17 protein-coding genes are annotated in these 14558 nt (G+C 60.3%); 3 read left to right on the top strand and 14 right to left on the bottom strand.

Going from position 1 to position 14558, the window contains the following annotated elements:
• Nucleotides 1-62 precede the first annotated feature (62 nt).
• The 9 genes from sucD to sdhC all read right to left on the bottom strand — a co-directional run bounded on the left by sucD (nucleotide 63) and on the right by sdhC (nucleotide 8697).
• On the bottom strand, nucleotides 63-965 hold the full coding sequence (sucD, locus tag FAA97_RS14040; RefSeq protein ID WP_113461512.1) for a succinate--CoA ligase subunit alpha: 903 nt from the start codon (nucleotides 963-965) through the stop codon (nucleotides 63-65).
• 17 nt (nucleotides 966-982) lie between these two features.
• Complete coding sequence (sucC, locus tag FAA97_RS14035) at nucleotides 983-2176, bottom strand: ADP-forming succinate--CoA ligase subunit beta (RefSeq protein WP_136599168.1); 1194 nt, start codon at nucleotides 2174-2176, stop codon at nucleotides 983-985.
• A 31-nt stretch (nucleotides 2177-2207) separates the two neighbouring features.
• Nucleotides 2208-3170 carry a malate dehydrogenase gene (gene mdh / locus FAA97_RS14030; protein ID WP_136599167.1) on the bottom strand — a complete coding sequence of 321 codons (963 nt, stop codon included), beginning with the start codon at nucleotides 3168-3170 and terminating at the stop codon, nucleotides 2208-2210.
• A 162-nt stretch (nucleotides 3171-3332) separates the two neighbouring features.
• The gene (zapE, locus tag FAA97_RS14025; protein WP_136599166.1) at nucleotides 3333-4511 is read right to left on the bottom strand and encodes a cell division protein ZapE; all 1179 of its coding nucleotides are present in this window, start codon (nucleotides 4509-4511) and stop codon (nucleotides 3333-3335) included.
• A 55-nt stretch (nucleotides 4512-4566) separates the two neighbouring features.
• On the bottom strand, nucleotides 4567-5079 hold the full coding sequence (locus FAA97_RS14020) for a protease inhibitor Inh/omp19 family protein (protein WP_136599165.1): 513 nt from the start codon (nucleotides 5077-5079) through the stop codon (nucleotides 4567-4569).
• A gap of 182 nt (nucleotides 5080-5261) precedes the next feature.
• On the bottom strand, nucleotides 5262-6041 hold the full coding sequence (locus FAA97_RS14015; protein ID WP_136599164.1) for a succinate dehydrogenase iron-sulfur subunit: 780 nt from the start codon (nucleotides 6039-6041) through the stop codon (nucleotides 5262-5264).
• A 17-nt stretch (nucleotides 6042-6058) separates the two neighbouring features.
• A complete protein-coding gene (gene sdhA / locus FAA97_RS14010) occupies nucleotides 6059-7903 on the bottom strand; it encodes a succinate dehydrogenase flavoprotein subunit (RefSeq protein ID WP_136599163.1) in 1845 nt (614 codons plus the stop codon).
• A 6-nt stretch (nucleotides 7904-7909) separates the two neighbouring features.
• Nucleotides 7910-8290 (bottom strand): succinate dehydrogenase, hydrophobic membrane anchor protein, encoded by a 381-nt coding sequence (sdhD, locus tag FAA97_RS14005; protein WP_136599162.1) that lies wholly within the window; start codon nucleotides 8288-8290, stop codon nucleotides 7910-7912.
• Between the two features lie 11 nt (nucleotides 8291-8301).
• Complete coding sequence (gene sdhC, locus FAA97_RS14000) at nucleotides 8302-8697, bottom strand: succinate dehydrogenase, cytochrome b556 subunit (RefSeq protein ID WP_136599161.1); 396 nt, start codon at nucleotides 8695-8697, stop codon at nucleotides 8302-8304.
• Between the two features lie 283 nt (nucleotides 8698-8980).
• Here sdhC and FAA97_RS13995 point away from each other — a divergent pair, with 283 nt between their 5' ends.
• Nucleotides 8981-9346, top strand: a complete 366-nt coding sequence (locus FAA97_RS13995; RefSeq protein WP_136599160.1) for a hypothetical protein — start codon at nucleotides 8981-8983, stop codon at nucleotides 9344-9346.
• On the opposite strand, the gene FAA97_RS13990 is transcribed toward FAA97_RS13995, so the two are convergent.
• From FAA97_RS13990 to tsaD, 5 genes are read right to left on the bottom strand one after another with little or no spacing between them, the layout of a single operon-like run.
• Nucleotides 9327-9986, bottom strand: a complete 660-nt coding sequence (locus tag FAA97_RS13990) for a class I SAM-dependent methyltransferase (protein ID WP_136599318.1) — start codon at nucleotides 9984-9986, stop codon at nucleotides 9327-9329. The genes FAA97_RS13995 and FAA97_RS13990 overlap by 20 nt on opposite strands.
• A 4-nt stretch (nucleotides 9987-9990) precedes the next feature.
• Nucleotides 9991-10422: an EVE domain-containing protein gene (locus FAA97_RS13985; protein WP_136599159.1), complete on the bottom strand. Its 432-nt coding sequence runs from the start codon at nucleotides 10420-10422 to the stop codon at nucleotides 9991-9993.
• Between the two features lie 4 nt (nucleotides 10423-10426).
• On the bottom strand, nucleotides 10427-10720 hold the full coding sequence (locus FAA97_RS13980) for a YciI-like protein (protein ID WP_136599158.1): 294 nt from the start codon (nucleotides 10718-10720) through the stop codon (nucleotides 10427-10429).
• Nucleotides 10721-10739: 19 nt separating this feature from the next.
• A complete protein-coding gene (locus tag FAA97_RS13975) occupies nucleotides 10740-11720 on the bottom strand; it encodes an NAD(P)H-dependent glycerol-3-phosphate dehydrogenase (protein WP_425467426.1) in 981 nt (326 codons plus the stop codon).
• Between the two features lie 5 nt (nucleotides 11721-11725).
• Nucleotides 11726-12820 carry a tRNA (adenosine(37)-N6)-threonylcarbamoyltransferase complex transferase subunit TsaD gene (gene tsaD, locus FAA97_RS13970; RefSeq protein ID WP_136599156.1) on the bottom strand — a complete coding sequence of 365 codons (1095 nt, stop codon included), beginning with the start codon at nucleotides 12818-12820 and terminating at the stop codon, nucleotides 11726-11728.
• Between the two features lie 73 nt (nucleotides 12821-12893).
• Between tsaD and hemC the strand changes: the two genes are divergently transcribed.
• A complete protein-coding gene (gene hemC / locus FAA97_RS13965) occupies nucleotides 12894-13823 on the top strand; it encodes a hydroxymethylbilane synthase (protein WP_136599155.1) in 930 nt (309 codons plus the stop codon).
• A gap of 1 nt (nucleotide 13824) precedes the next feature.
• Nucleotides 13825-14553 carry a uroporphyrinogen-III synthase gene (locus FAA97_RS13960; RefSeq protein ID WP_136599154.1) on the top strand — a complete coding sequence of 243 codons (729 nt, stop codon included), beginning with the start codon at nucleotides 13825-13827 and terminating at the stop codon, nucleotides 14551-14553.
• The last annotated feature ends 5 nt before the right edge of the window (nucleotides 14554-14558 follow it).

Genomic DNA, 14558 nt, shown 5'->3' with positions numbered 1-14558 from the left:
ATGCGAATTCCAGGCGAAGGAATGATCAATCAACCCTTCGCCTGGCTTATTGTATTGACGTCTCAGCCCTTGAGGACTTCGACCAGCGTCTTGCCGAGGCGTGCAGGCGAAGGCGAAACCTTGATGCCGGCTGCTTCCATGGCAGCGATCTTGGATTCCGCGTCGCCCTTGCCGCCGGAAACGACAGCACCGGCATGGCCCATGGTGCGACCCTTCGGAGCGGTACGGCCGGCGATGAAGCCCGCCATCGGCTTCTTGCGGCCCTTCTTGGCTTCGTCGATCAGGAACTGCGCTGCATCTTCTTCAGCCGAACCGCCGATTTCGCCGATCATGATGATCGAGGTCGTCTCAGGGTCTGCCAGGAACATCTCGAGCACGTCAATGAACTCGGTGCCCTTGACCGGGTCGCCGCCGATGCCGACAGCCGTCGTCTGGCCGAGGCCTTCGTTTGATGTCTGGAACACCGCTTCATAGGTCAGGGTTCCCGAGCGCGAGACGATACCGACCGAACCCTTGCGGAAGATCGAGCCCGGCATGATGCCGATCTTGCATTCTTCCGGCGTCAGGATACCCGGGCAGTTCGGGCCGAGCAGTCGCGACTTGGACTTGTCGAGCTTGGCCTTGACCCGCACCATATCCATGACCGGGATGCCCTCGGTGATGCAGGTGATGAACGGGATCTCGGCGTCGATCGCCTCGATGATGGCATCGGCAGCACCTGCCGGCGGAACATAGATCACGGACGCGTCTGCACCGGTCTTTTCCTTGGCTTCGGCAACGGTCGCGAAGATCGGCAGGGTTTCACCCTTGGAGCCGGTCCAGTTTTCACCACCCTTCTTGGGGTGGATACCGCCGACCATCTGCGTGCCGTAGTAAGCGAGCGCCTGTTCGGTGTGGAAAGTGCCGGTCTTGCCGGTCAGGCCCTGAACGAGGACCTTGGTGTTCTTGTTTACAAGAATGGACATCGAATAGGTTCCTCAGATTAGCCGTTGATCGCCGCGACGATCTTCTTGGCAGCGTCGTCCAGATCGTCGGCTGCGGTGATCGCGAGACCGGATTCGTTCAGGATCTTCTTGCCAAGTTCGACATTGGTGCCTTCGAGGCGCACGACGAGCGGAACCTTCAGGCCGACTTCCTGCACGGCGGCAACAACGCCTTCGGCGATGACGTCGCATTTCATGATGCCGCCGAAGATGTTGACGAGGATGCCCTCGACCTTCGGGTCAGCCGTGATGATCTTGAAGGCAGCCGCGACCTTCTCCTTGCCGGCGCCACCGCCGACGTCGCAGAAGTTTGCCGGTTCCTTGCCGTACAGCTTGATGATGTCCATCGTCGCCATCGCGAGACCAGCACCATTGACCATGCAGCCGATATTGCCGTCGAGGGCGACATAGGCGAGGTCCCACTTGGAGGCTTCGATTTCCTTGGCGTCTTCTTCGGTCTCGTCGCGCAGCGCCTTGACATCGTCATGGCGGAACATGGCGTTGCCGTCGAAAGAGACCTTGGCGTCGAGCACGCGCAGATGGTCATTCTTCATGACGATCAGCGGGTTGATCTCGAGGAGCGCCATGTCCTTTTCGGTGAAGGCCTTGTAGAGGATCGGGAAGAGCGACTTTGCGTCTTCGGCAGCAGCGCCCGAAAGCTCGAGAGCAGCCGAGATCTTGGCAACGTCGGCGGCGGTTACGCCAGCTTCCGGGTCGATCGCGATCGTGTGAATCTTCTCAGGCGTGTCATGCGCAACGGCTTCGATGTCCATGCCGCCTTCGGTCGAAACGACGAAGGCAACCTGACCGACCGAACGGTCGACGAGCAGCGAGCAGTAAAGTTCGCGAGCGATGTCGGCGCCGTCTTCAATGTAGAGGCGGTTGACCTGCTTGCCGGCTTCGCCGGTCTGCGCGGTCACCAGCGTGTTGCCGAACATTTCCTTGGCATGCGCCTTGGCTTCATCGATCGAGAAAGCGAGGCGAACGCCGCCCTTGGCGTCCGGCGACAATTCCTTGAACTTGCCCTTGCCGCGACCGCCGGCATGGATCTGGCTCTTGACCACGTAGAGTGGGCCCGGCAGCTGCTTTGCGGCGGCTTCGGCTTCTTCCGCGGAAAAGATCGCCACACCTTCGGCGACCGGTGCGCCAAAGCTCTTCAGGAGAGCCTTGGCCTGATATTCATGAATGTTCATTGTCGTGTCCCTGTCTTGGGCGAGATGGCAATTACTTGAGAGCCGGCGCGATGTTGATGCAGGCTTCGCAGAGGCCGGCAACGGCGCCGACGGACTTCTGGAAGGCTTCTTCTTCGGCCTTGTTGAGGTCGATTTCGATGATGCGCTCGACGCCGCCTTCACCGATCACAACGGGAACGCCGACATACATGTCCTTCACACCATACTGGCCGGTCAGGTATGCAGCGCAAGGCAGGACGCGCTTCTTGTCCTTGAGGTAGGACTCAGCCATTTCGATGGCGGAAGCAGCTGGTGCATAGTAGGCCGAACCGGTCTTGAGCAGGCCGACGATCTCGGCACCGCCATCGCGGGTGCGCTGGATGATTTCTTCCAGGCGCTCCTTGGTGACCCAGCCCATCTTGACGAGGTCGGTCAGCGGGATGCCGGCAATCGTGGAGTAACGGGCGAGCGGCACCATGGTGTCGCCATGGCCGCCGAGAACGAAGGCGGTGACATCTTCGACCGAGACGTTGAATTCTGCCGAGAGGAAGTGACGGAAGCGGGCGGAGTCCAGAACACCAGCCATGCCGACGACCTTGTTGGCCGGAAGGCCGGAGAACTTCTGCAGCGCCCAGACCATCGCGTCGAGCGGGTTGGTGATGCAGATGACGAAGGCGTTCGGGGCATATTTCTTGATGCCGGCGCCAACCTGTTCCATGACCTTGAGGTTGATACCCAGCAGATCGTCGCGGCTCATGCCCGGCTTGCGGGCAACGCCGGCGGTAACGATGCAGACATCTGCGCCTTCGATGGCGGCATAGTCGCTTGCGCCCGAGAGCTTGGCATTGAAACCTTCAACTGGGCCGGACTGGGCGATATCGAGGCCCTTGCCCTGCGGGATACCATCCGCAATGTCGAACAGGACGATGTCGCCCAGTTCCTTCAGACTGGCGAGATGCGCCAGCGTACCACCAATCATTCCGGAACCGATAAGAGCAATCTTTTTGCGTGCCATCGAAGAACTTCCTTTTGGATCAACGACAAGGTTGAAACGAGCGTTAGCTGGCCCTTGTGGAGGTCTCGCATACCGCCAATGGCAGAAAATCGCAATCGATTATTTTCCAGTGAGGAATTTCAATCGGTTAGAACTTTAAATTCTTACGTAAACGTAAGACTTTTATTGCTCGACAGGGACGAGACCAGCCCGTGTCTCTTGATGACGCTCAAGATAATCGGCACTCCGCATCTCGAAAAGGCGCGATACGGTGCGGTCAAACTCAAAGCCCTCTGTGCCTTTTGCTTCCGTCAGCAACTGATCGGCCGGGCGTACCGCCGAGGCGAAAAGACGAATGCCGGCATCGTAAAGCGCATCGATCAGAATAATGAAACGCTTCGTCTCGTTCCGTTTGTCCGGTCCGAGAAAGGGAATGTCCTCCACGAAGACGATGTCGAATTCGCGGGCAATCTCCAGATAGTCCAGAGCCCCCAGCGGTCGCTCGCAAAGGTCGCGGAAACTGAACCGTGCAGCGCGCCCGGCAGCACAGGGCACGTCGATCTGACGGCCCTTGACCTCCAGGTGGCGCGGGGCATACGGCGCGCCACCCGTCACATGCCGCCATGCGGCGTCCATCTGCTTGGAGGTTTCGGTGCAGAGAGGGGTCAGGAAGACAGGCAGGCTGTCGATCTTTTCCATGCGGTAGTCGGTCGGCGAATCCAGTGTCGTTACGTCGACATGGCGCTTCAACAAATCCACGAATGGAAGAAAAAGGCCGCGATTGAGACCATCCCGATAGAGGTTGTCGGGTTCGACATTCGACGTCGCCACGAGAATGCAACCGCGGGCAAAGAGCTCAGTGAACAGACGCGACAGGATCATCGCGTCAGCAATATCCGTGACAGTGAACTCGTCGAAGCAGAGAAGCTGCGCCTCGGCCCTCAAAGCGACTGCCACCGGCGGCACGGGGTCGGCCTGTTTGGTCTCACCCGCCTTCAGCTTCTGCCGGTGCGCATGAATGCGGGCATGCACATCGGCCATGAATTCATGGAAATGTGCGCGTCGCTTGCTCTCGACCGGAGCAAGCTCGAAGAACATGTCCATCAGCATGGTCTTGCCACGCCCGACGCTGCCATGAACGTAGAGACCGCGGATCGGGATCTCGGCCTTGCGCTTCTGCGCAAAGATCCATCCGAGCGCGCTGGTCTTGGCGGCCGGCTTGCGCGCCTTGAGGTCCGAGAGGATCCTGTCCAGTTGCTCGGCAACCTTCAGCTGCGCCGCATCGGCCTGAAGGTCTCCGCTCTTCGTCATGCCGCGCAACTGCTCTGCGACACTCAGCGCGTAATCGGGTAAGGGCTTCATGCAAGGCTCCGCCCGCAGACAGCGCAAAAGCGCTGCCGCGGTCTGCCGTTGTCGATCAACGGCTCAGGCTGAGGGGCTGTCCGGAGCGCGTGCTGCCGTCATAGCGGGTGTCGGCAGTCTTGTAGACGCTGCCGATCTGGTTGCCGTTGCGATCCTTGAAGACGACCTGCTTGCCGGCGACTTCCCAGGATCCCATCATGCTGAGGTCACCAGAGCAGCCCCGGGTTCCGCCGCGTGCACCACTGCCAAGATTGGTGAGAGTGAGGAACATGTCGCAGCTGGCACCAGCGGCCTGCACCCGCCAGTTGCCGACAAGCGATTCTTTCGTGACATCCAAACCGCCGCCAGCCGGCGCCGCCGAGGCAACGGCAGTGCCGTCGGTCGGCGCTGTCGGAAACTGCGAGGCGCCTGGAGGAGGCAGCTGGCCCGACTGAACCTGCGGCACTGGCTGGGCCTGAAGTGGCGGCAATGCATTGTTCGCAGTGTTCATGTTGCTGTAATTGGTGCGTTGGCACCCGGCCAGAGCCAGCAGAACTGCCAGTCCGGTAACGGCGTGGTTCAATTTCATCTATCTACTCCCGCTCTCGCGATGCTTTGCGCAATGTGCCGTAAAACTCGGTTAGAAATATGTTACCGCACTGTGGTTAATCAAGTTCCCCACATCGGGCGAACCGCTTCGCAGCCTCATAAAACGAAGAAAGGCCGCGCGGAAGGCATCCACACGGCCTTTTGATCACATGCCAGGAACGATCAAACGCGGCGCGCGACCATCATCTTCTTGATCTCGGCGATTGCCTTTGCAGGGTTCAATCCCTTGGGGCAGGCCTGGGCGCAGTTCATGATCGTGTGGCAGCGATAGAGCCGGAAAGGATCTTCCAGGTTGTCCAGACGTTCGCCGGTGGCTTCGTCTCTGGAGTCGATCAGCCAGCGATAGGCCTGCAGCAGAACAGCCGGACCGAGGTAACGGTCGCCGTTCCACCAGTAGCTCGGACAGGAAGTCGAGCAGCAGGCGCACAGGATGCACTCGTAGAGACCATCCAGCTTCTGGCGATCTTCATGGCTCTGGCGCCATTCCTTGGCCGGCGTCGGCGAGACCGTCTTCAGCCACGGCTCAATCGAACGGTGCTGGGCGTAGAAGTTGCTAAGATCAGGCACAAGGTCCTTCACGACCGGCATATGCGGCAACGGATAGACCTTTACGGTACCGTTCACCTCATCCATGCCCTTGGTGCAGGCGAGCGTATTCGTGCCATCGATATTCATCGCACAGGAACCGCAGATCCCTTCACGACAGGAACGGCGCAGCGTCAGGGTCGGGTCGATGTTGTTCTTGATGTAAAGAAGGCCATCAAGAACCATCGGGCCGCAATCGTCGACATCGATGTAATAGGTATCGATGCTCGGATTGGCGCCATCATCCGGGTTCCAGCGATAGACGCGATATTCGCGCACATTCTTGGCGCCGGCCGGCTTCGGCCAGACCTTGCCTTCGTTGATTTGAGAGTTCTTGGGGAGAGCCAGTTCTACCATGTCGAATACCTCTCAGATCAATAGACGCGCGCCTTGGGCGCGATCTTGTAGGGATCGATGCCTTCGGCGATGAGTTCGGTGTGCACCGGACGGTAGTCGAGCTTGACGTCGCCAGCCTCCGAAACCCAGGCCAGCGTATGCTTGCGCCAGTTTTCGTCGTCGCGACCGGCGAACGGACCGGACGTATAGTCCTCGCGCGCATGCGAACCGCGGCTTTCCTTGCGGGCTTCCGCGCCATAGACCGTGGTGATCGCATTGGCCATCAGGTTGTGCAGTTCCAGCGTCTCGACCAGGTCGGAGTTCCAGATCATCGAACGGTCGGTGACCTTGATATCCGGCAGCTCCTTCCAGATCGCCGAGAGGCGCTTGCAGCCGCTTTCGAGCGATTCCTGGGTCCGGAACACGGCCGCGTCTTCCTGCATGGCGCGCTGCATCTTGTCACGCAGCACGGCCGTCGGGGTCTGGCCAGACGCGTGACGCGTGTTGTCGAAGCGATCCATGATCTTGTCGCAGGCAGCAATGTTGAGCGCCGGGATCGGCGAATTGCGGTCGATGACCTCGGCTGCACGGATCGCAGCCGCGCGACCGAAGACAACAAGGTCGATCAGCGAGTTCGAACCGAGGCGGTTTGCACCGTGAACGGAGGCGCAACCGGCTTCGCCGACGGCCATCAGGCCCGGGATGACCCGTTCCGGATTGCTCGAATCGGCGTTCAGCACTTCGCCCCAGTAGTTGGTCGGAATGCCGCCCATGTTGTAGTGAACGGTCGGCAGAACCGGGATCGGCTCGCGGGTCACATCGACGCCGGCAAAGATCTTGGCCGATTCCGAGATGCCCGGCAGACGCTCGTGCAGAACGGCCGGATCGAGATGGTCGAGATGCAGGAAGATGTGGTCCTTGTTCTTGCCGACGCCGCGGCCTTCACGGATTTCCATCGTCATGCAGCGCGAGACGACGTCGCGCGAGGCAAGGTCCTTCGCGGATGGAGCGTAGCGCTCCATGAAGCGCTCGCCCTCGGAGTTGACCAGATAGCCGCCTTCGCCGCGGGCACCCTCGGTGATCAGGCAGCCTGCGCCGTAAATGCCGGTCGGATGGAACTGCACGAATTCCATGTCCTGCAGCGGCAGGCCGGCACGCGCGATCATGCCGCCACCGTCGCCGGTGCAGGTATGCGCGGAGGTTGCCGAGAAGTAGGCGCGGCCATAACCGCCGGTCGCCAGAACCACCATCTTTGCCGAGAAGCGGTGGATCGTACCGTCATCCAGGTTCCAGGCGACAACGCCGGTGCAACGGCTGCCATCGTCCGACATGATCAGGTCGAGCGCGAAATACTCGATGAAGAATTCGGCATTGTTGCGCAGCGACTGGCCGTAGAGCGTGTGCAGGATGGCATGGCCGGTACGGTCGGCGGCAGCGCAGGTGCGCTGGACCGGCGGGCCGTCACCGTAGTTCTGCATATGACCGCCGAACGGGCGCTGGTAGATCTTACCTTCTTCGTTACGCGAGAAGGGAACGCCGTAGTGCTCGAGCTCATAGACGGCCTTCGGCGCTTCCATGGCGAGATACTGCATGGCGTCCACATCGCCGAGCCAGTCGGAACCCTTGACGGTGTCATAGAGATGCCACTGCCAGCAGTCCGGCGTCATGTTGTTCAGCGAGGCGGCAATGCCGCCCTGCGCCGCAACGGTATGGCTGCGGGTCGGGAAGACCTTCGTGATGCAAGCCGTCTTGAAGCCCTGCTCGGCCATGCCGAGCGTAGCGCGAAGACCGGCGCCGCCGGCACCGACCACAACCACATCATAGGCGTGGTCAACATAGGTGTAGGCCTTACCGGTCTGGGCGAAGTTATGAATGGTTGCCATGTTGATTTACCCTACGAATGCGATCTTCAAGATGGCGAAAAGACAGAGGCCACCGATCAGGATCGCGAAGAACGTGTTCAGCATCAAAAGCAAAAGCTTCGGGATCTCTGCGTGAATGTAGTCCTCGATGATGACCTGCATGCCCAGCTTCATGTGGACAAGGGCGGAGAGAACGACCAGGCCCATAACGACTGCGACGAAGGGATGCGACAACGCGCCCACCACTTCAGCGTAAGGAGCGCCGTTGTACATGACGAGGAAGCCGACGAAGAATATGATCAGCGGAATGTTCGAAACTGCCGTCAGGCGCTGACGCCAGAAATGCTCAGTGCCATCCTTGGCCGAGCCGAGACCGCGGACCTTGCCGAGCGGAGTGCGCATATCCATGGAATGATGCCTCAGTTGCGAATGAGATAGGCGACGACCCAGATGACGATCGTCAGGACGACGGAACCAATGAGGTTGGCTTTCGCAAGCTTCGTCGAAAAGTGCTTGTCGAAGCCATAACCAACATCCCACATCAGATGGCGCAAGCCACCAAGCATGTGATGCATCAATGCCCAGGTATAGCCGAAAAGCACCAGCCGTCCGATGAACGTGCCCATGAACCAATTGACCCACTCGAAGTAGTCGGCCCCCGTTGCGGCAGCGATCAGCCACCAGGCAACAAGAATTGTGCCGAAATAGAGTGCAGCACCCGTAATGCGGTGCAGGATCGACATGACCATGGTCGGGATCGGCTTGTAGATTTGCAGGTGCGGCGACAGGGGCCGGCTTTTTGTCACATTCGCCATCTATTCCTCACGGCGTCACGATGCGGTCTGGAACCGCCAATTTGGGTCGCAATGCGCCAAACACTCTGTGTGCAATGCATCAGGGCGACGTTTAATCCCCTCCCCCCGGCACGACAAGCAGTTTTGATTGACGATTTCAATTTAATCGATTTGCGTGAACAGAACTTTAGCCGCACACAAAACGGCGAGGAGCACTACGAAAAAGCGAAGTTGGCGGATGACTTTAGCAACAACCTTCGGCATTGTGCGTTAACGAAGCGTTAACCACGCCGGAGAGGCACGAATGAAACTGTCATGCGTTAAGGTCTGGGTTCTTGCGCCACTTGCCATCCTAGCGGTGGCTTTTCCGGCGTCTTCCGGAGAGCGGGATCACCGTCATCACAGGCAGGGCGGCCACCACAAAGAGCAGTCGGTGATCGGATCGGCTGGCCTTCCTTCCGTGGTCCCCGGCATCGGCACCTTCGTCGGCAGCATCTCGGCCGTGCGCATCAAGGGAAATGGCGTCTTCGTTGCGGTCAACCGCACACCGCGCTCGCTTGTCGTGGACTATCGCCCGCCCAAGGCCCGGATCATCGAAGTGTCGGCCGAAAACACCGATGAGGCCTGCCACTTCCAAGCCGGTGTCTGCATCATTCGTCCGAAGAAGTGAGAAAGCGCCACACGGTGGTGCGCTTTACGTCCGCGTCCTCGAGCACCCGTGTTACGGGCACCTCGTAGGTCGCGAGAGCCTCAAGCTGCGTGCGTGGGCGATAGCTGCGTCCGGGATCGCCGACGAGGACAGTGACGCCGCGTCGCGCGAGGCTTGCAAACCATTCGGTGAGCGCTGCTGCGAAATCGCTCTCGTAAAACACGTCGCCCGCCAGAACGACATCCACATCCAGCGACAGCCCGATCAGATCCTCCTGCGTGAAGGCAATTTGCACCTGATTGAGCGCACTGTTTAATTGCACGGCGGATTTCGCCCAGGGATCGATATCGGCAGCGAGCACCGTTTCCGCGCCGGCTTTAACCGCTGCGATGGCAACAAGCCCCGAGCCGCTGGCAAAATCCAGAACCTTCCTGCCGCGCACCACCTCCGGATGATCGAGAACATAGCGGGCAAGGCCCTGCCCGCCTGCCCAGGCAAAGGCCCAGAAGGGCGGCGGCAGCCCGATCGCTTCAAGATCTTCCTCGGTCTTTTGCCAGAGATCATGAACTTCACTGGCAAGATGCAGGCGGATCTCCGGCACGTGCGGCGGCACCAGCACGTCGGTATTGTCGAGAATAAATCGCTCGGGATCGGTTTTCACGCGGTCAGACGGGCGGATTGTCGAGGCCACCCATACGGCAGACCTCGAAATATTCGCCTTCCGTCACCGGCTGAACGGAAAGGCGCATGGAGGTGACGAGCGCCATTTTTGACAGCTTCTCATTCGCCTTCACATCCTTCAGACTGACCGGCTTGGGCATATCGCAGACAGCGCGGATGTCGACGCAGTCCCAGCGGGCGTCGCCCTCAGCGGTCGAATCCGGATGCGAAAGCGCACAGACCTCGACAATGCCGACGACCTCAAGGCCTTCATTCGAATGGTAGAAGAAGCCCTTGTCACCGATCTTCATCGCCCGCATGTGATTGCGTGCAAGATAGTTGCGAACGCCGGTCCACTCTTCGCCTTCCGCACCTTTGGCTTTCTGCATTTCCCAGGACCACTTGAAGGGTTCCGACTTGTAGAGCCAGAATGCCATGCGATCACGCCTCCGGATTGTTGAAGACCCAGTTATAGGGCTTGATCTCGACCGTTTCGAACAGACCAGCCTTCGCATAGGGATCCTGCGACGCAAGCGCCTTGGCGGCTTCGATATCGTCAGCCGCGATGATCAGCATGGACCCGCACGGCTTGCCATCCGCGTCGAGGAAGGGGCCGCCGATCTTGAGTTTGCCCTCGGCATTGAGCCCGTTCAGCCACTCGATGTGTGGCGGTCGCGTCTCCATCCTGAGGTTCAGGTGGCCGGGCTTGTCGGCGCAGATGACGGCAAACAGCATGATCGTCTCCTTGAAAGATCTATTCGGTGGTGATCGGGCGCGACATCAATTGCGCAATAGCAGTCGGGATGTCCAGGCGTCCGTCAATGATTGCCGCCACGGCCTGCGTAATCGGCATTTCGATCTTGTAGCCTTCCGCGAGACGCGCCGCCACGGCGGCCGCGAAGGCCCCCTCGACAAGACCGCCATGTTGGGTGGAAAGAGCAGAGCCCCGCCCCAGAGCGATGCCGAAGCGCAGATTGCGGGATTGGTGGCTGGTGGCCGTGAGCACCAGATCGCCAAGCCCGGACAGGCCGCGAACTGTATCCGCCCTCCCCCCCGTGGCTTCGACCAGGCGAGACATTTCGGCAAGACCGCGAGCAATCAGGGCTGCACGCGCAGAATCGCCAAGTCCCATGCCTTCGACAATACCGCAAGCGATCGCGAGAACATTCTTCAAAGCACCACCAAGCTGCACCCCGACCCGATCGTCGGACGCATAGAGTCGGAAGGTCTGGCCCGAGATGGATCTGGCGAGGTAGTCCGCGATCGCAAGATCAGCTGCGGCAATTGCCATGGCGGTTGGCAGACCCTTGGCGATATCGGCAGCAAATCCTGGACCCGACAGCATGGCAATCGGATGATTGGGAAGCACGCTCTCCAGCACATCGGTCAAAAGACGCGAAGTCTGCTTTTCGATACCCTTGGCGCAAATGACAATCGGTGCCGCCGGCTTCAGGTGAGGACCATAGACCTCGGCCGCCGAGAGCTGCGCCTGCGAGGGCATGGCAAAAAGCACGATATCGGCATCCGCCACAGCATCTGGCCGAGCGGAGAAGGCAAGGCTCTCCGGCAGCGTTATGCCCGGCAATGCCGCCTCATGCACTCTTTGGCGGGCAAGATCCTCAATCAACGCCTGGTCTCGGCCAACGAGCAGGACGTGTGCCTTCCCCGTTTGAGCGATCACGGCAGACAGAGCCGTTCCGAATGCACCGGAACCGATGACAGCTATACGCAGCACGTGTGTCACGCCTTGGCTCCCCGTTTTCCATAGGCAAGCAAGGCCTTGGCATCCTGATCCAGCGGCCAGCGCGACCGTGGCGCGACCGTTAGCTCGTCCGCCGGGAGTCCGAGCGCCATACGCTCCAACCCGGCCCAGGCGATCATCACCGCATTGTCTGTGCAAAGATGATGCGGCGGCGCGACAAAACGGAAACCATGCTCCGCACACAGCGTGTCGAGCGTGTGGCGCACGTCCTTGTTTGCCGCCACGCCGCCTGCGACGACCAGTGCCGGCGCTGTGATCTCAGGATAGGTTTCGCGAAAGCGCTGCAAACCGCGACCAATCCGGTCCTTTAGTGTGCGCGAAATCGCGTGCTGGAAGGAGGCGCAAATGTCGGAGATATCCTGATCTGAAACGGGCGCAATGCTTTCGGCCGCCTGACGGACCGCAGTCTTCAGGCCGGAAAAGGAGAAGTCGAGGCGGGCTTCACCGACCAGAGGACGAGGAAATGCGAATCGTTTTGGATTTCCACTTGCCGCGGCGCGCTCGACGGCTGGACCACCGGGATAGGGCAGCCCCAGCAGCTTCGCCGTCTTGTCGAAGGCCTCGCCCAGCGCATCGTCGATCGTCGTGCCCCAACGCTCATACGCACCGACGCCCTTGACCAGAACGAGCTGCGTGTGGCCTCCCGAAACCAGGAGCATGAGATAGGGGAACGTGACACCATCAGTAAGGCGGGCAGTCAGCGCGTGCCCCTCCAGATGGTTGATGGCATAGAGCGGTTTGCCGGTCGCCCGCGCGAGTGCCTTGCCCGTCATCAGGCCGACGAGAAGCCCACCGATCAGACCGGGACCAGATGTCGCAGCGATCGCGTCCACCTCTCTAAGGGTGATGCCGGCGCGCTGAAGTGCCTCCTCGATGAGCGTGTCCAGCGCATCAACATGAGCGCGGGCTGCAATCTCGGGAACCACGCCGCCATAGGCGCTGTGTTCGTCGAGCTGGCTTAAAACGACATCCGCCTCGGTCACTGCAGACCCATCGGCAAGCCTCGTGACAATGGCGGCAGCCGTTTCGTCACAACTGGTTTCAATGCCAAGAATGCGCAAGTTGGCGATCATGAAATCCGTTCATTGATTGCGGTTCAGAGGAAACCCGTTTACGAAAATCGTCGGTAACAACGGACAAGTTCAGATGCAAACAAAACCTTTTCGCATCGGCACGCGCGGTAGCCCGCTGGCACTGGCTCAGGCCTCGGAAACCCGCGCAAGGCTGATGGTCGCGCATGGTCTGCCAGAGGAAATGTTCGAGATTGTGGTGCTCTCGACGAAGGGCGACCGGATCACGGACCGGGCCTTGTCGGAAATCGGTGGCAAGGGGCTTTTCACCGAAGAGCTTGAAGAGCAGCTGCTGTCCGGCGACCTTGATTTCGCCGTCCACTCCTCCAAGGACATGCCGACGAAGCTTCCCGACGGCCTGATGCTGTCAGCATACTTGCCGCGCGAAGATGCGCGCGACGCTGTCGTGGGACGCACCGCTCCGACGCTGGCCGAGCTTCCAATTGCAGCCACGGTCGGCTCGTCCTCCCTGCGCCGCCAGGCGCTGATCCGCCGTTTGCGCCCCGATATCAATGTCATTACCTTCCGCGGCCTCGTCGACACCCGTTTGCGAAAGCTCGCTGAAGGCGAAGTGGACGCTACCCTGCTTGCGTTCGCAGGATTGAAGCGTCTCGGCAAAACCGATGTCCCGACCCAGCTGCTTGATCCCGCTGAATTCCCGCCGGCGCCAGCCCAGGGGGCAATCTGCATTGAAAGTCGCATTGGCGATCGCCGCATCCACGACCTCCTGGATGCCATCAACGACCGGGCCACTTTTGACGCGGTGACCTGTGAACGTGCCTTCCTGGCTGCACTCGATGGGTCCTGCCGCACGCCGATTGCCGGCTATGCCACTGTCGACGGGTCCAGTATCCGCTTCTCAGGCATGATCCTTACCCCGGATGGCACGCGCTGGCACGACACCAAAATTGACGGCGAAACGCATCAGGCCGAAATCCTCGGACGATCCGCGGGCGAGGCGATCCGCGCCAAAGCCGGCACGGACTTCTTCGATAGCTGGAGTTGACATGCGGGTGGTCGTGACGCGCCCTCAGCCATCGGCAGCGCGCACGGCCGCAGCACTTGAAGCACGCGGCCATACGCCGATCCTGCTGCCGTTGATGCAGGCGCAACACACCACTTCAGCCCTGCTTTCGCCGCCGCCTGACGATGCCGCCGCCGTGATCGTGACGAGCTCGGAAGCACTGCGTGCCCTCGCCACGGCCCCGGAAGGCACAATAGACGCCTATCGGCGACTGCCACTCTACGCCGTTGGCCAGCGAACTGAAGAGGCGGCGCGAACGCTCGGCTTTTCGACAACGACCTCGGGGTCCGGCGACGGACGCAACCTTGCCTCCCAGTTGCTGCAATCGATAAGCCCTATAACCGGCGGCAGGCTCGTCTATCTCGCTGGCGAGCCGCGTAGCCCTGATCTGGAGGAGGCGCTTTCGGCGAATGGCCTGCGCCTCGACCTGCGTATCTGCTATCGCATGCTGTCGGCGGAGCCGGACGCCGCGACGCTAGGGACGCTTTCAAAGGCTCAGCCGGATGCCGTTCTGCTCTACTCTTCCGAAAGTGCGAGGCGCTTCGAGGAGGTTGCCAAGGCTCAGCCCGCCACTTGGTCTCGTGCGAAGTTTTTCTGCCTGAGTGAAAAGATTGCCACATCTCTATCGCCCGAAAAGCAAGCGAGAGCCTGCTTTCCGATGGAACCTCGGGAAGATTTATTGCTTCAATTGCTCGACAGGTGCGTGCGCTAAATGGG

This window comes from Peteryoungia ipomoeae (genome assembly GCF_004912165.1).
GTDB classification, from domain to species: Bacteria; Pseudomonadota; Alphaproteobacteria; order Rhizobiales; family Rhizobiaceae; genus Allorhizobium; species Allorhizobium ipomoeae.
Note: the sequence above shows the minus strand (reverse complement) of the source record. Positions and strands in the feature narration are given on the sequence as shown.